The sequence below is a fragment of the Pseudomonas sp. Wu6 genome, assembly GCF_019891515.1.
GTDB classification, from domain to species: domain Bacteria; phylum Pseudomonadota; class Gammaproteobacteria; order Pseudomonadales; family Pseudomonadaceae; genus Aquipseudomonas; species Aquipseudomonas orientalis_A.
Window position 1 is genome coordinate 1 of record NZ_JAFLXH010000047.1, and the last position, 20,784, is coordinate 20,784.

Consider the following 20,784-nt stretch of genomic DNA (forward strand, 5'->3'; position numbering starts at 1 on the left):
CCGCAATGGGCCATCCCTGGCCCAGTGCGGCTAACCCGGCGTCCTGCCGGGTTACCCACGAATTCAAGCCTGCGTTCGGCCAGCGTGGTTTAACGGGGCGCCTAAGATCAAGATCAAAAGCGCGGCGGCCTTAGAGCCGACCGGTATCATTTGCCGGTCTGCGATCCAAATGTGGGAGGGGGCAAGCCCCCTCCCACATTTGGATCGCATTTAGCCCATCGAATCAGGGCAGGTCGCGGCTCGCGTAGAACGCACCCAGCACCTTCACCAGATGTGCCAGGTCATGACTGCCGCACAGCTCGCGAATGGAGTGCATGGCAAACGTCGGCAGGCCGATGTCGACGGTGCGCACGCCCAGGTGGCTGGCGGTGATGGGGCCTATCGTCGAGCCGCAGCCCATATCGCTGCGTACTACAAAGCTCTGCACCGGTACTTCCTGGGCCATGCACAGGTGGCGGAAGAACCCGGCTGTTTCGCTGTTGGTGGCGTAGCGCTGGTTGCTGTTGACCTTGATCACCGGGCCGGCGTTGAGCTTGGGGCCGTGGTTGGCGTCGTGTTTCTCGGCGTAGTTCGGGTGCACACCGTGGGCATTGTCCGCAGACACCAACAGGGATTTCTGAATGGTGCGTACGAATTCTTCACCTTCTGGCAGCAGGCGGCGCAGGGTCTGTTCCAGCATCGGGCCATCGGCGCCGCAGGCCGAGCAGGAGCCGACTTCTTCGTGATCGTTGCACACCAGCACGCAGGTTTCTTCGGTGTCGCTGGTGAGCAGGGCCTGCAGCCCGGCATAGCACGACAGCAGGTTGTCCAGGCGCGCGCCGGCGATGAAGTCGCCGTTCAGGCCAATCACGGCTGCGCTTTGGGTGTCGTAAAAGCTCAGCTCGTAGTCGAGCACCACGTCGGCATTGAGCCCATGCTCGCGTGCCAGTTGCTCGGTAAGCACGGCACGAAAGTCCACGCGTTCGTCACCGGCAAATTGCGCGAGGATCGGCGGCAGTTCGGTCTGGGCATTGATCGCCCATCCCTGGTTGGCCTCACGGTTCAGGTGAATGGCCAGGTTGGGAATGATCGCGATCGGCAGCTTGAAGTCGATCAGTTGGCTTTCGACCTTGCCGTCGCGCCGGAACGTCACGCGGCCGGCCAGGGACAGGTCGCGGTCGAACCACGGGGCCAGCAATGCGCCGCCGTAGACTTCCACGCCCAACTGCCAGAAACCCTGGCGCTGCAGCTCGGGCTGTGGCTTGACCCGCAGGCACGGGCTGTCGGTGTGAGCGCCGACCATGCGGATACCGTCTTGCAGCGGCGAGTGGCGGCCCAGTTTGAAGGCGATGATCGAGGAGTCGTTACGGGTCACGTAGTAGCGACCGTTGGCTTCGGTAGTCCAGGTGTCGCGCTCGTCGAGACGCTGGTAGCCGGCCGCTTCCAGGCGCTGGGCGAGGGCGGCAGTGGCATGAAAAGGAGTAGGGGAGGCCTTGAGGAAGTCGATCAGGCCTTGATTCAACGCATCGCGCATAAATAGCTCCAGACAGCAATGCGCGGAGTTTACCGTTCGAAGGCCAGAAGTGCACAGAACAAATGTGGGAGGGGGCTTGCCCCCGATGGCGGAGTGTCAGTCACTGAATCTGTTGACTGACACACTGCTATCGGGGGCAAGCCCCCTCCCACATTTGACTGCATTCACAACTTAAAAGGGTGCTGGGCACTCGAAGCGCAGGCGTTCGCCGCTTTGCGGATGAGTAAAGCCGAGCATGCTCGCGTGCAGACACAGGCGCGGCCAGGCAGCCAGGGCCTGTTCGTGGGCATACAGGCCGTCACCCAACAGCGGATGCCCGATGGACAGCATATGCACGCGCAACTGGTGCGAGCGCCCGGTGATCGGCGTCAGTTCGACGCGGCACCAGTCGCCACAACGCTCCAGCACTTTCCAGAAGGTCAGCGCATGTTTGCCGAATTCGTGATCCACCACATGGCGTGGCTTGGTCGGTGGGTCATAGCGCAAGGGCAAGTCGATGCTGCCGCTGTCCAGTTCCGGCTGGCCCCATGCCAAGGCGGTGTAGGCCTTTTCTGTTTCGCGGTCGTGAAACTGGCGGGACAGTTCGCGGTGGCTATCGGCATCCAGGGCCAGCAGGATAATGCCGGACGTTTCCCAGTCGAGCCGATGAACGATGCGGGCTTCGGGGTAGCCGTTTTCCTGCAGGCGGGTGATCAGGCAGTCCTTGTTATCGTCGGCGCGGCCCGGCACCGAGAGCAGCAGGGTCGGCTTGTTCACCACCAGGACAGCGTCGTCCTGATGCAGGATATGGATGTTGGACAGCGGCATTAAACAGCCTCGTAACAAACGCCAACGGCGGCTCCACTGACTGCCCCCTCACCTTGTAGGAGCGAGCTTGCTCGCGAAAAACTCGACGGCACCGCGTTCATTCAGGTGAAACGCGGTGGCCTCAGGTTCTTCGCGAGCAAGCTCGCTCCTACGGGGGGAGGAGCCAGGTCGCAGAGCCGCCGTGGCGGCCGCCTGTTCGATCAACGATCAGGCAGGGTGATATTGAGTTCCAGAATCGAGCAGCTGCCGTCATTTTCCAGGGCGACATGCACGTCATCGTTGCCGATATTGACGTACTTGCGGATGACCTCGACCAGTTCCTTCTGCAAGGCTGGCAGGTAGTCCGGGGTACTGCGTTGGCCGCGTTCGTGCGCCACGATGATCTGTAGACGCTCTTTCGCGACCGATGCGGTACTTGGTTTTTTGTTGGCGCGAAAGAAGTCGAGAAATTTCATTGTTTAGTTGCCTCCAAAGATACGCTCGAAGAATCCCTTCTTCTTGACATCGAGGAAGCGGTGTTCCACGGTCTTGCCCAGCAGACGATCGACGGCATCGCTGTACGCCTGGCCGGCGTCGCTCTGGTCGTCAAGAATCACTGGCACGCCCTGGTTGGAAGCCTTGAGGACGGCCTGGGATTCCGGGATCACGCCCAGCAGGGTCACGGCGAGGATGTCCTTGACGTCTTCAACGCCGAGCATTTCGCCATTGCTGACACGCTCAGGGTTGTAGCGGGTCAGCAGCAGGTGCTCCTTGATCGGGTCCTGGCCTTCTTCGGCGCGCTTGGACTTGCTGGCCAGAAGGCCGAGCATGCGGTCGGAGTCACGTACCGAGGACACTTCCGGGTTGGTCACCACGATGGCTTCATCGGCGAAGTACATCGCCAGGTGAGCACCGGTTTCGATGCCGGCCGGGGAATCGCATACCACGTATTCGAAGGTTTCTTTCAACTCGGCGAGGACTTTGCCTACGCCTTCCTTGGTCAGCGCATCCTTGTCACGGGTCTGGCTGGCGGCCAGCACGTACAGGTTCTCAAGGCGCTTGTCCTTGATCAGGGCCTGTTGCAGGTTGGCTTCGCCGTTCACCACGTTGACGAAGTCGTACACCACGCGGCGTTCGCAGCCCATGATCAGGTCGAGGTTACGCAAACCGACGTCGAAGTCGACGATGACTGTCTTGTGGCCGCGCAAAGCGAGGCCGGTACCGATAGCGGCGCTGGTGGTGGTCTTACCCACACCACCCTTGCCGGATGTAACCACGAGAATCTTGGCCAAGGTGTTTCACCCCTAAGGAAAAAGGACTTTCGGTCCCTGAAAAACATCTCTTGAAACTCGCTGCAGGCGGACAGCCTTTGTAGGGAAAAGCCAGGGTTTGCCCAGGGGAAACGCCAACTTCCAAATAGTCCTACGCAAGTATTGCCGGTTTCGCTTTGCTATCAGAGTCTAGAGATGCTTGGAAAATGCGGCAGTATCCGTTAAAGACGGATGATGTTCAACACATCGCCCGACAGGTTGACCTGTACCGAAGCGCCCCATAGCGGATCACGGCGCAGATCTTCGGAAACCTTGTACTGACCCGCGATGGAAACCAGCTCAGCGGTCAACTGCTGGCAGAAAATACGCGCTTTGGTATCACCCTTGATGCCGGCCAGGGCGCGGCCGCGCATCGGGCCGTATACATGGATGTTGCCGTCGGCAAGAAGTTCCGCGCCGGGGCTGACCGAGGAGACCACCACAAGGTCGCCGCCCTGGGCGTAAATCTGCTGTCCGCCGCGTACGGGCGAGGTGATGATCTTTGTAGGCCTGATCAGAGGTTCAGGTGGTTTTTCCGGTTTTTTCTTCTCTTCACCGACCAATGGTTCGAGCGGACGCTCGCGCGCACCGGACGGCGGCAATACTGGCAGTTCAATAGCGATGGCCGCGGCAATGTCCTCGATACGGCTGGCGCGAATGGCCAGGGTACGCAGGCCGTGGGAGCGGCACACGCGCATCAGGCCGGGCAGGTCGATGACGCCCTGGCCTGCTGGCAGTTTGTCCAGGGCCAGCACCAGCGGGGCATTGTTGAAAAAATTCGGCGCCAGGGCGACCTTGGCGGCCAGTTGGCGGTCAAGGGCGTCAAGGTCGTTGCGGGCCAGTTCCAGCACGGTAATGGCGAGCATGCTGCCTTTCAGCTGGAACACGGGATCTTGGTCTAGCGGTTCGGTTTGGCTCATGGTCGGCGAAAGCGGCTTGTCACGAAAAGTGTCGAGACTTATAACGAGAACACTCACCCGCCGCAAGCCGAGTCGAACCGTTGTAGAATGCGCGGCCCTTGTCTTTACCGGAATCTGTAATGGATCGCCCGCGTTTTCGAGCTGTATTTCTCCACCCGCGTTTTTGGCCATTATGGCTGGGGCTGGGCCTGTTGTGGCTGGTCACCCAACTGCCGTACCGCGTGCTGTTGACCATTGGTCGCCTGCTGGGCGCCGGCATGTATCGCGTGGCCGGTGAACGTCGCCGCATCGCTGCGCGCAACCTGGAATTGTGTTTCCCGGAAAAATCCGCCAAAGCGCGCAAACGCCTGCTCAAGGAAAATTTTGCCTCTACCGGTATCGCGTTTTTCGAGATGGCGATGAGCTGGTGGTGGCCCAAGCCGCGTCTGGCGCGCCTGGCCCATGTCGAGGGCCTGGAGCATTTGAGGCAAGCGCATCTGGAAGGCAAGGGCGTCATTTTGATGGCCCTGCATTTCACCACCCTTGAAATCGGCGCTGCCCTGCTCGGGCAGAAGCACACCATCGATGGCATGTACCGCGAGCACGGCAACCCGCTGTTCGACTTTATCCAGCGCCGTGGCCGCGAGCGCCACAACCTCGACTCGCTTGCGGTGGAGCGCGACGACGTGCGCGGCATGCTCAAGCTGCTGCGTGCCGGCCGTGCGATCTGGTACGCACCGGACCAGGACTACGGCGCCAAGCAAAGCATCTTCGTGCCGCTGTTCGGCATCCAGGCCGCCACGGTGACGGCCACCAGCAAGTTCGCGCGCCTGGGCAAGGCCCTGGTGGTGCCGTTCACCCAGGAACGCTTGGCCGATGGCAGTGGTTACCGCTTGGTGATCCATCCGCCGTTGACCGATTTCCCAGGGGAAACCGACGAAATCGACTGCCTGCGCATCAACCAATGGGTCGAAGCCTCGGTGCGCGACTGCCCCGAGCAATACCTGTGGACCCACCGGCGCTTCAAGAGCCGGCCACCAGGCGAACCCAAGCTGTACGAAAAACGCCGTCGATAAGCCTGCTGTCACTGTAGGAGCGAGCTTGCTCGCGAAAAACCCAATAGCACCGCGTTCACCTAGGATGTACGCGTAATCATTGGCGATCTTCGCGAGCAAGCTCGCTCCTACAATGATGTGACGTTGTTAAGCCCAATTTTTTGCCACATGGAGTGACGCAATGCGCCCAGCCGAACCGGTCACAGGCTTGATTCTTTCCGGCGGTGGGGCGCGTGCGGCGTATCAGGTAGGGGTGTTGGCGGCGATTGCCGAGTTGCTGCCGCCGGGGGCGCCCAATCCCTTTCCGGTGATCGTCGGCACGTCGGCCGGGGCGATCAATGCGGTCACCCTGGCCAGTGGCGCGACGGACTTCACCGCCGCTATCGAACGCCTTACCGCGTTCTGGCAGGGCTTTCGCAGCCATCTGGTGCTGCGCAGCGACTGGCCGGGCGTGATCCGCCAGGCCAGTCGTTTTCTGTTTCATAGCCTGTTGGGCCTGGGCAGGCGGTTTCCGGTGGCGTTGCTCGACAGTTCACCGCTGCGCGATTTGCTGCAGGACAAACTGCATCTGGCGGGCATCGATGAAGCCATTCGGGGCCAGCATCTGCACGCCGTGGCGGTCACCGCGTTCGGCTATGAATCCGGGCAGGCGGTGACCTTCTATCAAGGCGGCGGCACCATCGAGGCCTGGCTGCGCCATCGGCGCATCGGCGTGCCGACGCAACTCACGGTTGAGCACTTGCTGGCCAGCTCGGCGATTCCCTTGCTGTTCGCCCCGGTGAAACTCGACCAGGAATACTTCGGTGACGGCGCCGTGCGCCAGTCGGCCCCGATCAGCCCGGCCCTGCACCTGGGCGCCAGCCGCGTGCTGGTGGTCGGCGTCAGCGGTAACCCGCGCGGCAACGAACCCTCGATGCCGCGCACCTATACCGGCCAGGAGCCGACCCTGGCGCAGATCGGCGGCCACATGCTCAACAGCACGTTCATTGACAGCCTGGAAAGCGATATCGAATTGCTGGAGCGCTTGAATCAATTCAGCGAGGTCTCGCCCGAGCTGGCGGCGGTGGAGGTGCTGGTGATTGCGCCCAGCCAGCCGATCGACGAAATCGCGGCACGCCATCGCCAGGAATTGCCGGCGGCGTTGCGCATGTTCCTGCGTGGGCCGGGGGCGACCAAAACCAGTGGGGCGGGGGTGTTGAGTTACTTGCTGTTCGAGGCGGGGTATTGCAGCGAACTGATCGAATTGGGGCGCAAGGATGCGCTGGCCAAGCGTGAGGAAATCATCCGATTCCTGGGCCTGACGCAGAGCTGAATGTGGGAGGGGGCTTGCCCCCGATAGCGGTGTGTCATTCACAGTATCTGTGACTGAATCGCCGCCATCGGGGGCAAGCCCCCTCCCACATTTGTACAACAGTGTTTTTTAGAAATGGTATTTCACCAGGAAGCTTGCGGTGTCCTGGGTCGTCTTGAACGCACCCGAGTCCTCGATCCCGTACTTGTTCTTCCAATAGTCGTATTCAAAACCTACGTACAACTGTTTGTCGCCCCAATGCAGCGCTTTACCGAGGTCGTATTTGACCTGCGGGTTGAAGTGCAGGTTGGCGTGATAAGTGCCACGGGCGTTCTTGTCGTTGTCCACCACCCAGTCCATGAAACCGTCGATCAACACATCGGAGCTGCCCACGGGAATGGTGTACGACCACACCGGAGTGATCTGCCACACGCCGTCACCCGGGCGGTTGCCTTCGGTCTGGCGCTGGTAGAAGTTCAGCTGGAAGTAGTCGAAACCCGGAATATTCAAGTCAAACGCCGGGCCCAGCAGGTACGACTCGTTATCGCCTTCGCCGAACTCGTAAGTGAAGGCCAGCAAGACATCTTTGATCGGGCCGAATGACAGGTCCTTGTCGAGGATTTTGCCGAATGACAAACGCGGGCTGAACTCGCCGTAGTAGGTATTCGGACCGACGTTGCCGTCTTCCTTGCCGTTGTAGAAGATGCGGTCGAGGAAGAAGAAGTTGTCGCCGTACTTCCACGCGTCGGCATGTTCGAAGGTGACGGTTTGCTGGATCTGCGGGTTGACGGTAAAGCTCTTGCCCCACAGATAGGTCAGGCTGTTGTTTTGCCACTGCAACACATCACCGGCCACGGCTTGGCCACCGGCCAGCAGGGATCCCGCCAGCATCAGGCCTTTGAACATAGGTTTCATTCGGTGCTCCCGAGTTAAAGTTTTATGTTTTTTCTCATCTGGCGCTCTGACACGGCGCCTTTGGATTGGCTGAAAAACTCGTCTGGTTGGTCAGCTTTATGGCTACAGCAAAAGCCGCGCCAAGGCGGTAAAAAACCGTCGATTCAAGCGGGCGCGGAGAATACTGGCTCCCACGTCGGGGCTCAAGTGCGCCGTTACAGCGCGCTCAGGGCGACAATGGGGCGTGCGTCAGGTGTGGACGTGCTCAACGGCAGGGCGCTCGGCACCGCCGAGAATGTTGAACAGAATATTCAGCGACAACGCGCTGAGGGTGGCCATGGCGATGCCACTGTGGGTGATTGGGCTCATCCACACCGGCAATTGCGCGAAGAAGTCCGGGCGCACCACCGGGATCAGGCCCATGCCGATGCTTACCGCCACCAGCAACTGGTTGCGCCGGTCAGCGATGTCGGCCTCCTGCAGGATCTTGATACCGGTCGCCGCCACCATGCCGAACATGGCAATGGCCGCGCCGCCCAGCACTGCCGGCGGAATCGAGGCCACCAGGTAGGCGGCCTTGGGCAACAGGCTCAGTACGATCAAAAACACCCCGGCCATAATGGTGACCGAGCGGCAGCGCACGCCGGTCATCTGCACCAGGCCGATATTCTGCGCGAACGAGGAGTGGGTGAAGGTGTTGAAGAACCCGGCGAAGAACGACGCACCGGCATCACACAGCAGGCCGCGACGCAGCATTTTTGGCGTGACCTCCTGGCCGGTAATCTTGCCCAGGGCGAGGAACATGCCGGTGGATTCGACAAAGATGATCACCACCACCAGGCACATCGACAGAATGGGTGCCAACTCAAACCGGGGCATGCCGAAGTGCAGCGGTGTCACCACCTGCACCCACGGCGCCCGGGCCAGGCCGCTGAGGTCGACCATGCCGATAACGCCGCACAATGCGTAACCCAGGCCCATGCCGATCAGCACCGAGATGTTCACCCAGAAGCCGCGCATGAACCGGTTGATCAGCAGGATAGTGGCCAGCACCAGCGCGGCCACCGCCAGGTACACCGGCGAGCCGAACGTAGCGGCCGCGCTGCCGCCACCGGCCCAGTTTACGGCCACGGGGAACAGCGACAAACCAATGGCGGTAATCACCGTACCCGTCACCAGCGGCGGGAAAAAGCGCACGACCTTGGACATGAACGGCGCGATGAGCATGCCGAAGAACCCGGCGGCGATGGTCGCGCCGAAGATGCCCTGCAAACCGATGCCGGGCATGCCGGCCATGGCGACCATGCTGCCGACGGCGGCGAAACTGGCGCCCATCATCACCGGCATGCGAATGCCCACCGGGCCGATGCCGAACGACTGCACCAGGGTGGCAATACCGGCGACCAACAGGTCGGCGTTGATCAGGAAAGCGATTTCCTCACGGCTCAAGCCTGCGGCCTGGCCAATGATCAAGGGCACGGCGACGGCGCCGCCGTACATCAGCAAGACGTGTTGCAGGCCTACCAGAATCAGTTGCAAGAGGGGCAGCCGCACCATGGCGGGCGCGGCAGGAGTCTGCGTTTCTAACTGGGACATGCAACACCTCGGATCTTTTTATTGTTGTGTTGTGTGGAGCGCAATATTCAAAACACAGCAGTACCAAATGTGGGAGGGGGCTTGCCCCCGATGGCGGTGGATCAGTTACAGGTGTGCTGGCTGGCACACTGCAATCGGGGGCAAGCCCCCTCCCACATTGGAACTGTGTGAATCAATTAGTTGGTGCGGGCCCCTTGGTTGATCCAGGTGCCGATCAGGTCTCTTTCCTGCTGGGTCATCTGAGTGATGTTGCCCAGCGGCATGATCTGGCTGGCCACGGCCTGCGCTTGAATCCGCGCCGCCTGCTGCTGGATCTGTGCCGGTGTGTCGAACATCACCCCAGCCGGGGCGGTGCTGAACAGCGGACTGGTGGGCTTGGCCGAATGGCACACGGTGCAACGTTGCTCGATCACATGGTGTACCTGGCCGAAGTCCGTGGTGGCCTGGGCCGGTGCCGGTTCAGCGGCCGGTGCGGCGGGCGCGGCCGGTTTCAAGCCACCGCCCAAGGCGGTTTCCGGCAGGGGTTGGTACTCGATGGCTGCCGGTGCCTTGGCGATCGGTTCAGCCGGCTTGGGCCCGGTCACGTAGGCCAGGCTGATCATCGCCAGCGCGCCCACCGGCAAGGTCCAGGCATATTTCTGGCTGTTGTGCCGGGTGTTGAAGTAGTGCCGCACCAGCACCGCCGCCACGGCAATCCCGGCGAGGATCAGCCAGTTGTATTGGCTGCCGTAGGTGCTCGGGAAGTGGTTGCTGATCATGATGAACAGCACCGGCAGGGTGAAGTAGTTGTTGTGCCGTGAGCGCAGCAAGCCTTTGGCCGGCAGTGCCGGGTCCGGCGTGCGGTTCTCGGCAATGGCCGCCACCAGTGCGCGCTGGGCGGGCATGATGATACGGAACACGTTGCCGACCATGATCGTGCCGATCACCGCCCCCACATGCAGGTAGGCGCCACGGCCGCTGAACACCTTGCTGAAGCCGTAGGCCGCCGCGATCAACAGCACGAACAGGATCAGGCCGAGCAGGGCAGGGCGCTTGCCCAGGGCCGAGTCGCAGAGAAAGGAGTAGATGAACCAGCCGGCGAACAGTGAGCCGATGCCCAGCAAGACGCCTTCGGTGCCGCTGAGGCTGCTGCCGGGGGCCAGCAGGTACAGGGTCGGGTTCCAGTAGAACACCACGCACAGCAGCGCGACGCCCGACATCCAGGTGAAATAGGCTTCCCATTTGAACCAGTGCAGGTTGTCCGGCATGGTCGGCGGGGCCAGTTTGTACTTTTCCAGGTGGTAGATACCGCCACCGTGGATGGCCCACAAGTCACCGGCCAGGCCGCTCTTGGGGTTGACGCGGTTGAGGTTGTTTTCCAGCCAGACGAAATAGAACGAAGCGCCGATCCAGGCGACGCCAGTGATCATGTGAACCCAGCGTACGCTCAGGTTCAGCCATTCCAACAGATGTGCTTCCACAGTCTTTACCTCTCGCCTGTCACCCTTGTTGTCGGGTGATCCGGCCTTCTCTTATTGGTGGGGGGCAAGGATCAAACGCTCATCCTCTTTGAAAAAATGCTCATCGCAGTTATTGCCTGTGCCACTGCGATCAACCACCAGGAAGTCATCCCGCTTTTCGATCGTCAGCACCGGGTGGTGCCAGACGCCGCGATGGTAATTGATGCCCTGCCTGCCGTTGGTGACGAAGGCGCGGACCAAGCCTGATACAGGTGCATCGCCAAGGGGCGCGACCACGATCAGAAAGGGGTTGCCGAGCAGCGGAATGAAGGCCTGGCTGCCCAGCGGGTGTCGTTCCAGCATGCACACGGTCAGCGGCATGTCCTGCGCGTCGGCGCGGAAAATGCTGATGATGGCGTGGTCCTCGGGCTGTGCCGTTTCGACTGTCGCCAGTTTGTGAAAGCGCATGGTCGACCCGTTGTTGATCATGAAGTGATCGCTGCCATCGGTTTCGATAACGTCTCCGAAAGGGGCGAAGGCTTCTTTGGTCAGGGGTTCGATCATCAGTGTGCGCATGGCTGTCTTCTTATCCGGATGCTGTGTTGGATCGTTCCCACGCTCTGCGTGGTAACGCTGCCCTGGACGCTCTGCGTCCGCTCTTGGTGACGCGGAGCGTCACGGGATGCATTCCCACGCGGAGCGTGGGAACGATCATGCGGTGCTATTTGGCAACCTTGCCCAATACGCGCAGACGGCTCACACCGCCATCCGGGAACACATTCAGGCGGATGTGGGTAATCGGCCCCAGCGCCTTGAGCTGCTCGGCGAAGGTGTGTTCGGCGTGCATTTCCAGCTTCTGCGCCGGCAGCAGTTCGCGCCAGAACAGCGATTGGGTCTCGATCTGGCTGTCGGTGCCGCCTTTGACGAACGCGCCCTGGATCGAGCAAGTGTCCGGGTAGTTGCCCTTGAAGTGCAGGGTGTCGACGATGATTTTTTCGATTTCGCCGGGGTGCCCCAGCGCGACGATCACCCAGTCGTTACCTGGCGTACGCCGACGCGCGGTTTCCCAGCCGTCGCCCATGTTGATGCCACGGCCCGGGTTGAGGATGTTGCTCATGCGCCCGAAGTGTTCATCGGAGCAGGCCAGGGCACGACCGCCATTGAGCGCGGCGGCCAGGTCGACCTGTTCGTTGTCGCCCACGGCGGACCAGTCGCGGAACGGCACGCCGTACACGCGCAGACGGGCCACGCCGCCATCCGGGTAGATGTTGAAGCGCAGGTGGCTGAACGCCTGCGCGTGGTTGATCTCGTGGTAGTGATGGCTGTTGCCTTGCAGTTCGACGGCCGACAGCACTTCCACCCATTGGGTGTGCTCGTCAGGCTCGCCCGAAACCAGGAAGCAGGCTTCCAGGGACGCCGATGGTGGGTAGTTGCCGGTGAAGAATGAAGTGTCGATGTCCACGCCTTTGATCGAACCCGGTACGCCGAGGCGGATCACCGCGCTGTCGTAGCCTTCGAAGCGCTTGCGGCGCGACTCCCAGCCGTCCATCCACTTGCCGTTATCATCGAAAACGCCCTCCTTCCACACAGCCGGAGTCGGCTGGAACAGGCGGTTGGCGTCGGCGAACCAGTCATCGGTCACGGAGATGATTTTGGTGCCCAGGCGGGCGTCGGCGAGGTTGACGAACTTCTCGAAAGGTACGGGTTGCGCTTTCATTCTTCTTGTCTGCCTTGGATAGAGTGGCTGGGGATGGTCGTTTAGAGGGTCAGTAAGCGGAACAGCGCGATCTTGTTGATCTCGTCCAGCGCGCACTTGAACTCGGCTTCAGTCGAGTTGTGGATGCGCGTTTCGAACGCGGCGAGGATCTGGTGCCGGTTGCTGCCTTTTACCGCCATGATGAAGGGAAACTTGAACTTGGCCTTGTAGGCCTCATTCAGCTCGGTGAAGCGCGAGAACTCTTCGGCCGTGCATTGGTGAATCCCCGCGCCAGCCTGTTCATCGGTGCTGGCTTGGGTCAGTTGGCCCTGGACGGCGGCGCGGCCTGCCAGGTCCGGGTGAGCGTTGATCAGGGCCAACTGGCTTTGATGATCAGCGCTCAACAGGATATCGCTCATGCGCTGGTGCAGGGTTTCGATCTGGTCGATCGAGGCGTCCTGGCCCAGGTCGTAGGCCTTTTCGGCGACCCATGGCGAGTGTTCGTAGATATCGGCGAAGGCCTGGACGAAGGCGTCACGGCTCAGGGTCGAGGGTGTCAGTGTTTGAAACGTGGTCATTTGGCGGCTCCCGTGAACGGGTGGGTTGCGTGCCAGTGACGGGCGATGTCGACGCGGCGGCTGAACCACACCTGTTCATGGCTTTTGGCGTATTCGATAAAGCGCTTGAGCGACGCCAGGCGCGCCGGGCGACCGATCAGGCGGCAGTGCAGGCCGATGGACAACATCTTCGGCGCCTCGGCGCCCTCGGCATACAGCACGTCGAAGGCGTCCTTGAGGTACTCGAAAAAGTCATCGCCCTTGTTGAAACCCTGCACCTGGGTGAAGCGCATATCGTTGGTGTCCAGGGTATAAGGGATCACCAGGTGCGGCTTGCCGTTAGGGGAGTTGGGTTCCCAGTAGGGCAGGTCGTCGTCGTAGGTGTCACAGTCGTACAGGAAGCCGCCTTCTTCCATCACCAGGCGCCGGGTGTTGGGGCCGGTGCGCCCGGTGTACCAGCCCAATGGGCGCTCGCCGGTCAGTTCGGTGAGGATGCGGATCGCTTCGAGCATGTGCTCGCGCTCCTGGGCCTCGTCCATGTACTGGTAGTCGATCCAGCGGTAGCCGTGGCTGCAGATCTCGTGGCCGGCGGCAACCATGGCGCGGATCACATCCGGGTGGCGCTGGGCAGCCATGGCCACGGCGAAGATGGTCAGCGGAATGTCGAATTGCTTGAACAGCTTGAGGATGCGCCACACCCCGGCACGGCTGCCGTATTCGTACAGCGACTCCATGCTCATGTTGCGCGCGCCTTGCAGCGGCTGGGCCGAGACCATTTCCGAGAGAAACGCTTCGGACTCTTTGTCGCCATGCAGGATATTGCGCTCGCCGCCTTCTTCGTAATTGAGTACGAACGACAGCGCAATGCGTGCCTTGCCCGGCCAATGAGGGTGAGGAGGGTTACTGCCGTAACCGATCAGGTCGCGTGGGTAGTCAGCGCTCACTGCAGTCTTCCTTCTTGTTCGTGGTAGCAGGTGTGTGTGGCGGCCGGGCAGTGGAAAGACTGGGTGGCGTCACAGCGATGAGTGATTGTATACAACTTATCGCAAACTTTGTAAGCCTGCATTTGTGCATTTTTTCTGAACAGTCTGTTTGCAAGAAACTTGCCTAAGTGGTCAGGTTAAAATGAAAAAGCCCACTGTAGGAGCGAGCTTGCTCGCGAAAACCCTGAGGGCGCCACTTTTTATCCTGAAAGCCCGCGTTATCGTTGGCGTTTTTCGCGAGCAAGCTCGCTCCTACAGTGGATGGGAGTGCTGTCGAATTTATTGTGTACAATTTCTGTGGAAAGTGTCTTAATCGGTCATCGCCGGCTTTTTCGCTGCCCTGAAAGAGTGCGGGTTGTTTTTCACTGACTTCAGGAGGCGCATGACGCCATGGGACGTTTGACCACTCATGTTTTGGACGCCGCGCATGGCTGCCCCGGCAGCGCGATCAAGATTGAGCTTTACCGCGTCGAAGGCGCGCAGCTTGCACTCGTCGCGACCGCGCTGACCAACGGCGACGGCCGCTGCGATGCGCCCCTGCTGCAAGGCGACGACTACCGCAGCGGTGTCTACCAGCTGCAATTCAATGCTGGTGATTACTACCGCGCCCGCGGTGTTCCGTTGCCCGAACCGGCCTTTCTGGATGTGGTGGTATTACGCTTCGGCATCAGCGCCGAGCAAGAGCATTACCATGTACCGCTGTTGATTTCGCCTTACAGCTACTCCACGTATCGCGGTAGCTGAGTCGTCACCTCGCTTCACACCCCCAATGCTCTTCGTTGGTTTTTCGCCCGCGCACACTGCGGGCTTTTTTTATTCTGACGGGGCTGCGCGCCACCCAACTATATAACGCACCGTTGGCGGCCCAGGTGCCTAGGCTCGGCTTTTCTGTACGGAACAGTCTGCCATGAGTACCGACAACACCGCTTGGTTGGCCGCTGAGGCCGCCGCGGCCCAAGCGCTTGATTTTGATGACCCGCAAACCTCTGAGTCGGAGCGTGACGCGGCGATTCGCATACTGTTGACCCGACGGCTCAACGCGGTCACGCAGCCCAGTCATGAAATCAATCGCTTGTGTGAAGCACAAACCAGGGCCAGAGAGGCGGCAAAATCCTTGAAAGGTTTGGTTGGGCGTGCGCCGCGGGTCCTGGGCATTATCCGCGGGGCCTTACGCAAGGCCTTCGCTCTGGACCCCGATACGCTGCTGTTCACCGAATCCCGACCGCCGCCCCTTCCCCGGAAGGTCAATAACCTGACCGAAAAAGCCCTGGCGCTTCTCATTGAGCCTGATGTGCCGCTCAACATTAACCAGTTCACTTCATTGTGCATCAAGGACCAACCTGCACGGGCGTTGTCGTTTACCGCCCGGGATGCGCTGGAACGCGTGAAGGCGTTGAAACTGCTCCGTCAGATTGAGGCGGCTGAACGAGATTATTGGCAGCAATTGGCCTATGGATCCTGGCTGACACGCAAGCAGCATTGGGTGCAGCTGCGAAAGTCGTTGTTCGCCGAGAATGCACTGCTCGCACATCGTGTTTACCAACTGTCGGATCGCGGCTTCGCCATGGTCCGCAACGTCATGGAGATTCCGGGCGCCGACGCGCGCCGCCGGGCGGGAGGGGAGTGGGCAAGTATTCAAGTGAGCGGACTGGCGTGGCCTGGCACCAATCAGGCGCTGGTGCCTGTGCCGGGTGCTTTGCATATTTATCGTGATGACATCGCGGGGGACTCACCCCACGTGATTTACCTGCCCGGTCTGACTCGCGAGTTTTACGAGTTCAGTTCCTGGTACCGAATGCAATGTGATTTGCCAATGCTGGTCAATGGCCCGTTGAGCCAGGTGCTTTGGCAGTGTTTGCCACTGCGTCGTTGGCATGAACTGTGTGACATGCCAAGCGCGGTGCCCCTGGCGTTCACTCTTCAGCTTATCGGTGTGCACCAGGAGGATGCGTTGCTCGCCAGTGCAACCGAGCTGCTGGAGGGTCAGTGGGATAACGAGGTGGCCTGTGCCTTGTCGATCAACCCTGCGGCAGTGGGCGTTCAAGGTGCGGGGACGTTCAGCGCTCCCGATGTGAAACGCTTGCTCAAGTTCATCGAAAAGGGCCGCCGCAGGCTGGCACGCAGCCTGTTGCTGGGAAAGGCCCTGGACGCCTTGCCGGAATGGGATCGTCAGCGTCGCAGCCATGAGATTGTGTGTGCAAGCCTGACGTCGGACCTCGCCTTCAAGACCCGTGAAGCGCAACTCAAACGTTACGAAAAAGGCCTGATGGCGTTGTTGGATCCGACGGATATGGGCAAAAGCAACCAGCCCTATCAGGACTTCTTAAGCCTTGAACAGCGTTGGCAGGAACACGTGAGTGCAGCGAGTCAATGGGCTCATGGCCCGCACGAGCGCATGTTTCAGAAGGCGTTCTGGCTTGAGCAGCCTTTGGGTACGTCTAATCGCGGTTCATTGGTGGAGACGGCCCTGCGCCGGGCTTTGCTCCTGGAAGCCCAGATGCTGCAGCAGTTGAGCCTATTGCCTGCCGCGCACCTGAAGCGATTGAACACGGTGTTGAGTGAGTCTTGGGTCCCCGGCGACAACGCAACGGATACCTGTGTATTGCAGGTAACCGTCGGCAGTGAGTCCGGGCCTTCGTACCCGTTGCTGGGCGCGTTGCTCGTGACCACCCATGAGGCCCAGGCTTACCCGGATCGGCCACACTCAGTGTTGTTATACGTGATAGGTCTGTATGGCGGGCTTGTGCCCTTTGATAGCCTGAACGCTTTTGCCAAGGGCCTGAATGCCAGCCTGAAAAGCCGCGATGGCTCCGTGTTGTGGCGCTGCATCGGACGTGATCACCGCGCGGCGGCGCGGCGCTGGGTCCATGGGGTGCCCAAGGACACGCCATTGGGAGTGAGCTACGAGGCCATCAAGCGCACGATGCTCAAGGACCTGTTCATTAAACTGATGCAACATTACGTTGCGTTGAACAAGCGTGTGGGCACGGGTGTCCGGTTGTTCAGTGAGGTGAGCGATCCGCAGTTAAGCCGTATGTTGCTGGCCCGGGAGTTGTTCGAGTGCCTGCAAGTACCGGCCAATGATGCTCGCACCCTGGCACTGGCCAATATCAACCTGCTGCAGGTCGCCGCCACTCAGGCCAAAAAACTCCCGTCGTGGTTGGGTAGTGCCTCAACCCGTAAGCGAAAGCACTACAGACGGTTGTCACGCCGTTATCTGACGAATGCCTTTGCGGTGGAGCGCAAACTATGGCTGGACTTGCCGAGCCTGGAGTCATTCGCCCGGACTGCGTTGATTGCGCGATTGACCCAGGACGGGGTTTGCCCGCAGCTGGATATCGACACGCCTCTGTTTGATATGCCCGATGATGTCAGTTCCCAATTGTGCAGCTGGTCGAGCCAGTGCGCAGTGGGCGATCGCGATATAAAAATGGTCGTCAGCCAACGGCGAACGACCTTCAGTCTCCTGCAATTGGCGTTGCACAACCTCGACCCCAAGGCGCCCTGGACCCGCTGGCGGTTGAACCGGGCAAAATGGCTGGAGCCGGCCTGGAAAGAGCGCTTGAGCGTGCGTTATCTGATCGACACCCTGTCTTCGCTCGATCTGGGTGGCGAGTACGACAAGTTGATCATCAAAGCATTTTATCCGTCGGCGTCTGCTCAGGCCACGTCCCCAGGCCTCTCGCAGGCCCTGATCTATAGGGCTTTGCAACAGCGTGCCCACATGCAGCTGTACTCTGCAGCCCAGCAAGGCTTGAGTGATAAAGCCCAGCGTCTGTTTACCCTGGCGATGGCAGCCCGGTCGGCAAGTGACCTGAAAAAAGAGGGGTTCGACCTACAGTTGGCGGTTCTGCGGCTGATGGATGCTGCCCCGGCACATGATCGGCACATCGCCGGCCTGTTATTTATTCATGACCAGTCCTCAGGGCTCTGTGTGGTGTATTGGCCCATGGCGGCGGCCAGCCAGGTGATTGTCGCCTATGCCAGTTTGGGCGAAGCGCAGAAGGCCTTGAATCTTGTCGGTGCACGGCCCGAAAACCAGAAGGCGTTGGCGCGTCAGGTGGCGCCTGGCTGGGAGGCGCAGGCGCTGGACAGTTACCCCGGTGAAGACCTGCAGGTACTGCCTCGCGAGCAACACTCGCTTCAGCCAGTCCTGCCCGCCTTCTATAGTGCGTTTACTGAGATCGTGAAGTTTTTCGCGGCCCCGCCAAAGACGCCGGGGGTAGACCCGGCCAGTGTCGAGGCGTTGATCAAAGAGCAGATTGAGTCGCAGCCTGAACGTTGGTTAGCGGCTGCACCCACCCACTCGGGTAATGCCATGGCGTTGTTGGCCCATGCGCAGGTGTTCGATCTGCAACGTCGTACCCAAGCCCAATCCCAGTCTTCCCAAGCACTTGAGCACTACCGCGAGCTACGTTTGGGGGAACAGCGCGACGCGACGATTCGCGGTCTGCTGGGTTTTGTCCCGGTGCTGGGCGTTGGCGTCAGCCTTTATGAAATGCTGCTTGCCGCGCGGCGCTTTCATTTCAGCGGGTCAGCCCATGACGCTGTGGATGTGGTGTTCTTGACGATGATGGCATTCATAGACGTGCTGACATCCTTTGCGCCCTCCTCAAAAGGCGCGCGCGTTTCGCGTGGCGCTCTGGGGCGTTTGCATCGTCATCAACGAATCCTCCCGGGTACACATGCCGGCCTGAAACCGTCACCGATCAAACCACCTCATCTGCTGAACCACTTCCAGTCCTTTGGCAGTTTGGACGGGGCCGTTGAACTGGCGGGGCCGGGCGGTAAAGGTCGGTATGTGAAAGAGGGCCAGCAGTTTATCCGCGAGGGTAAAGATGTTTACCGGGTATACACACGCGAGAACGACCGGGGGCTGCGCCTGAAAAATAGCCAGGGCGAAGATGAGCTGATTCTACACATCGAGCAGCCCCATGAATGGCTGCTGGGGGCGGATGCGCCACAACCGGGCCCCAGTTCCGGCGTCCTCAGCCCGTGGAGAGTGCCTGGGCCGCAATCCGACTGGAACCCCTCCAGGGCCTCGCGCGATGCTGTGCCAAACACGATTCTGCAATCAGTCTCGACGGCTACCCATTGGCAGCAGTGGCGCATTCCACCTCATGAGGTAGGGCCGATATCGCATTCTCCGTCTGCCGGGGTGTTCCATATTGCGCAGGATGCGCGCGGATACCCTCACAATGTCCTTCGGGCGGCTCCCCCCAATTCCGGCCTGATGGATCCGGCGAGCAGTTATTTCAGGCTGCTTCCCGAGGGCAATTCGGCTCCATCGAATGGCATTCAGTTTATTTACAAAAATGAGCCGCTGGTTTCGTTGGCGGGGGTGGACATTGAGCGCTGGACGACGACGGCGCTGCTTGAGCAGCCTCTTCCGGTGTCATATGTTCAAGCCCGTGAATGGCGGGTCCATGCCCCACTGTTCGACAGGCCTTTGACGGACTACGTGAGTTCGTCCTTCCCCACCATGACCCGCCATAGCCGGGCATTCACCGTCGAGAGGGTGATTGAGTTATCAGGTCCAAAGCGCCCGGCAACGGCCGGTCATATGCTCAACGTGCGTGCGGCGATCGACGATTGGCTACCCACACGCCCTGCCAAGCCAGGCCAGACGGATGATTTGCTGCGCCTATTGCGTCCTCACGATCTGGATCGAGAGTTCATACACATCGGTTACGATGGCAAGGCGCCTGGTTTCACGCGGGTAGACTTCACGGTCAGGCCAGACCCTAAGCTCCAGCGCGGTGGTAAAGCGGTTGTGGCCGATAGGCAGACTGCGCAAATCGCGGCAGTCAAGGCAGTGCTGACGTCGCAGGGCTTCGATTTTCGGGATATCTCGGTGACACGCTACGGGAAAAAAACCGTACAGGAATTGATCGCTACCCATCCCAACTCTCCAACCCAACTGTATTACGTGGCCTTCCAGTGGGTTGAAAAGGGCAGCATCAAAATCGGTGCCAGGCTTGATAATCGCTGGTTCCACGCAGACCCGTCATTACCCGTCGAGGTGAAAACCGCACTGCAGGAAAATCGTCTGGTTCGGATAATGGCGGGCATTCAGTGGCCTACCTTTGGGGAAGTGCCTCCAAGCGTTTACTTCATCAAACTGGTCCCTATCGATTAATCAGCGATACCGCCCCGGCGCCGCCGAACAGCGCGGCGCTGATACGGTTGAACCAGCTCTGGCCCGAACCGCTGCGCAAGTAACGCGCTGCGCCATGGGCACCCAGGCCGTAGGCCAGCTTGCACAGCAGGTCGAGCACCGTCCAGGTGGCGATCATGGTCAACAACTGTGGCAGGAAAGCCTGCTGGCTATTGAGAAACTGCGGCAGGAAGGCCGCGAAAAACAGAATGTCCTTAGGGTTGCTGGCACCCAGGACAAAGGCCCGGCCAAATAGCGTGCGGAACCGGGGTGTTGCCGTGGCCGCAGGCATTACGGCGCCCCGGTTCGGTTGGCGCGATTGCTGCCAGCTCTGCCAGGAGAGATAAAACAGATAGGCCGCGCCGACGATTTTCAAGGCACTGAACAGCTGTTCCGAGGCCAGCAACAAGGCCCCCAGACCCAAGGCCGAAGCACTCAACAGGCAGATCGACGCAAACACTCCGCCCAAAAACGCCGGGTACGAGCGGCGCAGGCCGTAGTTGAGGCTGTTGCTGATCATCAGCAGCGACAGTGGCCCTGGAATCAGGATCACGATCAATGCAGCCCCACTGAACAGCAGCCAGGTATCCAGGGTCATCATTTGCTCC

17 protein-coding genes are annotated in these 20,784 nt (G+C 60.4%); 4 read left to right on the top strand and 13 right to left on the bottom strand.

Annotated features, from left to right (window positions below):
• Nucleotides 1–223 precede the first annotated feature (223 nt).
• The 5 genes from J1G34_RS24080 to minC all read right to left on the bottom strand — a co-directional run bounded on the left by J1G34_RS24080 (nucleotide 224) and on the right by minC (nucleotide 4,529).
• The gene (locus tag J1G34_RS24080; protein ID WP_065893997.1) at nucleotides 224–1,513 is read right to left on the bottom strand and encodes a M18 family aminopeptidase; all 1,290 of its coding nucleotides are present in this window, start codon (nucleotides 1,511–1,513) and stop codon (nucleotides 224–226) included.
• A gap of 171 nt (nucleotides 1,514–1,684) precedes the next feature.
• A complete protein-coding gene (locus J1G34_RS24085) occupies nucleotides 1,685–2,320 on the bottom strand; it encodes a pseudouridine synthase (RefSeq protein ID WP_222994731.1) in 636 nt (211 codons plus the stop codon).
• A gap of 200 nt (nucleotides 2,321–2,520) precedes the next feature.
• The gene (gene minE, locus J1G34_RS24090) at nucleotides 2,521–2,775 is read right to left on the bottom strand and encodes a cell division topological specificity factor MinE (RefSeq protein WP_003175252.1); all 255 of its coding nucleotides are present in this window, start codon (nucleotides 2,773–2,775) and stop codon (nucleotides 2,521–2,523) included.
• A gap of 3 nt (nucleotides 2,776–2,778) precedes the next feature.
• Nucleotides 2,779–3,591 carry a septum site-determining protein MinD gene (gene minD / locus J1G34_RS24095; RefSeq protein ID WP_065887939.1) on the bottom strand — a complete coding sequence of 271 codons (813 nt, stop codon included), beginning with the start codon at nucleotides 3,589–3,591 and terminating at the stop codon, nucleotides 2,779–2,781.
• 200 nt (nucleotides 3,592–3,791) lie between these two features.
• Nucleotides 3,792–4,529, bottom strand: coding sequence for a septum site-determining protein MinC (gene minC / locus J1G34_RS24100; protein ID WP_065887940.1), 738 nt, complete (start codon nucleotides 4,527–4,529; stop codon nucleotides 3,792–3,794).
• 119 nt (nucleotides 4,530–4,648) lie between these two features.
• Between minC and J1G34_RS24105 the strand changes: the two genes are divergently transcribed.
• Together J1G34_RS24105 and J1G34_RS24110 are read left to right on the top strand one after the other, a co-directional pair.
• Nucleotides 4,649–5,584, top strand: coding sequence for a lipid A biosynthesis lauroyl acyltransferase (locus tag J1G34_RS24105; protein ID WP_065887941.1), 936 nt, complete (start codon nucleotides 4,649–4,651; stop codon nucleotides 5,582–5,584).
• Between the two features lie 160 nt (nucleotides 5,585–5,744).
• Nucleotides 5,745–6,875, top strand: a complete 1,131-nt coding sequence (locus J1G34_RS24110) for a patatin-like phospholipase family protein (protein WP_122482244.1) — start codon at nucleotides 5,745–5,747, stop codon at nucleotides 6,873–6,875.
• A gap of 108 nt (nucleotides 6,876–6,983) precedes the next feature.
• Here the strand turns inward: J1G34_RS24110 and J1G34_RS24115 are convergent, their stop codons facing one another.
• From J1G34_RS24115 to puuE, 7 genes are all read right to left on the bottom strand, one after another.
• Complete coding sequence (locus J1G34_RS24115) at nucleotides 6,984–7,769, bottom strand: outer membrane protein OmpK (RefSeq protein ID WP_065887943.1); 786 nt, start codon at nucleotides 7,767–7,769, stop codon at nucleotides 6,984–6,986.
• Between the two features lie 228 nt (nucleotides 7,770–7,997).
• Nucleotides 7,998–9,344, bottom strand: coding sequence for a nucleobase:cation symporter-2 family protein (locus J1G34_RS24120; RefSeq protein ID WP_065894000.1), 1,347 nt, complete (start codon nucleotides 9,342–9,344; stop codon nucleotides 7,998–8,000).
• Between the two features lie 176 nt (nucleotides 9,345–9,520).
• On the bottom strand, nucleotides 9,521–10,804 hold the full coding sequence (locus tag J1G34_RS24125) for a urate hydroxylase PuuD (RefSeq protein ID WP_222994732.1): 1,284 nt from the start codon (nucleotides 10,802–10,804) through the stop codon (nucleotides 9,521–9,523).
• A gap of 51 nt (nucleotides 10,805–10,855) precedes the next feature.
• A complete protein-coding gene (locus tag J1G34_RS24130; RefSeq protein WP_005789953.1) occupies nucleotides 10,856–11,359 on the bottom strand; it encodes an ureidoglycolate lyase in 504 nt (167 codons plus the stop codon).
• 145 nt (nucleotides 11,360–11,504) lie between these two features.
• Nucleotides 11,505–12,500, bottom strand: coding sequence for an allantoicase (gene alc, locus J1G34_RS24135; RefSeq protein ID WP_122482242.1), 996 nt, complete (start codon nucleotides 12,498–12,500; stop codon nucleotides 11,505–11,507).
• A gap of 41 nt (nucleotides 12,501–12,541) precedes the next feature.
• Nucleotides 12,542–13,057: a 2-oxo-4-hydroxy-4-carboxy-5-ureidoimidazoline decarboxylase gene (gene uraD / locus J1G34_RS24140; RefSeq protein WP_065898423.1), complete on the bottom strand. Its 516-nt coding sequence runs from the start codon at nucleotides 13,055–13,057 to the stop codon at nucleotides 12,542–12,544.
• Nucleotides 13,054–13,980 (bottom strand): allantoinase PuuE, encoded by a 927-nt coding sequence (gene puuE, locus J1G34_RS24145; protein WP_222994733.1) that lies wholly within the window; start codon nucleotides 13,978–13,980, stop codon nucleotides 13,054–13,056. The genes uraD and puuE overlap by 4 nt, the downstream gene beginning before the upstream one ends.
• Before the next feature lie 429 nt (nucleotides 13,981–14,409).
• Here puuE and uraH point away from each other — a divergent pair, with 429 nt between their 5' ends.
• Together uraH and J1G34_RS24155 are read left to right on the top strand one after the other, a co-directional pair.
• A complete protein-coding gene (gene uraH, locus J1G34_RS24150; RefSeq protein WP_065933808.1) occupies nucleotides 14,410–14,763 on the top strand; it encodes a hydroxyisourate hydrolase in 354 nt (117 codons plus the stop codon).
• A gap of 163 nt (nucleotides 14,764–14,926) precedes the next feature.
• Nucleotides 14,927–20,158, top strand: a complete 5,232-nt coding sequence (locus tag J1G34_RS24155) for a dermonecrotic toxin domain-containing protein (protein ID WP_222994734.1) — start codon at nucleotides 14,927–14,929, stop codon at nucleotides 20,156–20,158.
• Here the strand turns inward: J1G34_RS24155 and J1G34_RS24160 are convergent.
• On the bottom strand, nucleotides 20,148–20,774 hold the full coding sequence (locus tag J1G34_RS24160) for a LysE family translocator (RefSeq protein WP_065887951.1): 627 nt from the start codon (nucleotides 20,772–20,774) through the stop codon (nucleotides 20,148–20,150). The genes J1G34_RS24155 and J1G34_RS24160 overlap by 11 nt on opposite strands.
• Nucleotides 20,775–20,784: the final 10 nt, after the last annotated feature.

Bases quoted from the DNA above. Each gene is read 5' to 3' on its own strand.
- J1G34_RS24160 (WP_065887951.1), bottom strand. From the start codon at position 20,774: ATGACCCTGGATACCTGGCTGCTGTTCAGTGGGGCTGCATTGATCGTG.
- J1G34_RS24105 (WP_065887941.1), top strand. From the start codon at position 4,649: ATGGATCGCCCGCGTTTTCGAGCTGTATTTCTCCACCCGCGTTTTTGG.
- alc (WP_122482242.1), bottom strand. From the start codon at position 12,500: ATGAAAGCGCAACCCGTACCTTTCGAGAAGTTCGTCAACCTCGCCGAC.
- J1G34_RS24130 (WP_005789953.1), bottom strand. From the start codon at position 11,359: ATGCGCACACTGATGATCGAACCCCTGACCAAAGAAGCCTTCGCCCCT.
- uraD (WP_065898423.1), bottom strand. From the start codon at position 13,057: ATGACCACGTTTCAAACACTGACACCCTCGACCCTGAGCCGTGACGCC.
- J1G34_RS24080 (WP_065893997.1), bottom strand. From the start codon at position 1,513: ATGCGCGATGCGTTGAATCAAGGCCTGATCGACTTCCTCAAGGCCTCC.
- J1G34_RS24085 (WP_222994731.1), bottom strand. From the start codon at position 2,320: ATGCCGCTGTCCAACATCCATATCCTGCATCAGGACGACGCTGTCCTG.
- minE (WP_003175252.1), bottom strand. From the start codon at position 2,775: ATGAAATTTCTCGACTTCTTTCGCGCCAACAAAAAACCAAGTACCGCA.
- uraH (WP_065933808.1), top strand. From the start codon at position 14,410: ATGGGACGTTTGACCACTCATGTTTTGGACGCCGCGCATGGCTGCCCC.
- J1G34_RS24155 (WP_222994734.1), top strand. From the start codon at position 14,927: ATGAGTACCGACAACACCGCTTGGTTGGCCGCTGAGGCCGCCGCGGCC.
- J1G34_RS24115 (WP_065887943.1), bottom strand. From the start codon at position 7,769: ATGAAACCTATGTTCAAAGGCCTGATGCTGGCGGGATCCCTGCTGGCC.
- J1G34_RS24110 (WP_122482244.1), top strand. From the start codon at position 5,745: ATGCGCCCAGCCGAACCGGTCACAGGCTTGATTCTTTCCGGCGGTGGG.
- J1G34_RS24120 (WP_065894000.1), bottom strand. From the start codon at position 9,344: ATGTCCCAGTTAGAAACGCAGACTCCTGCCGCGCCCGCCATGGTGCGG.
- minC (WP_065887940.1), bottom strand. From the start codon at position 4,529: ATGAGCCAAACCGAACCGCTAGACCAAGATCCCGTGTTCCAGCTGAAA.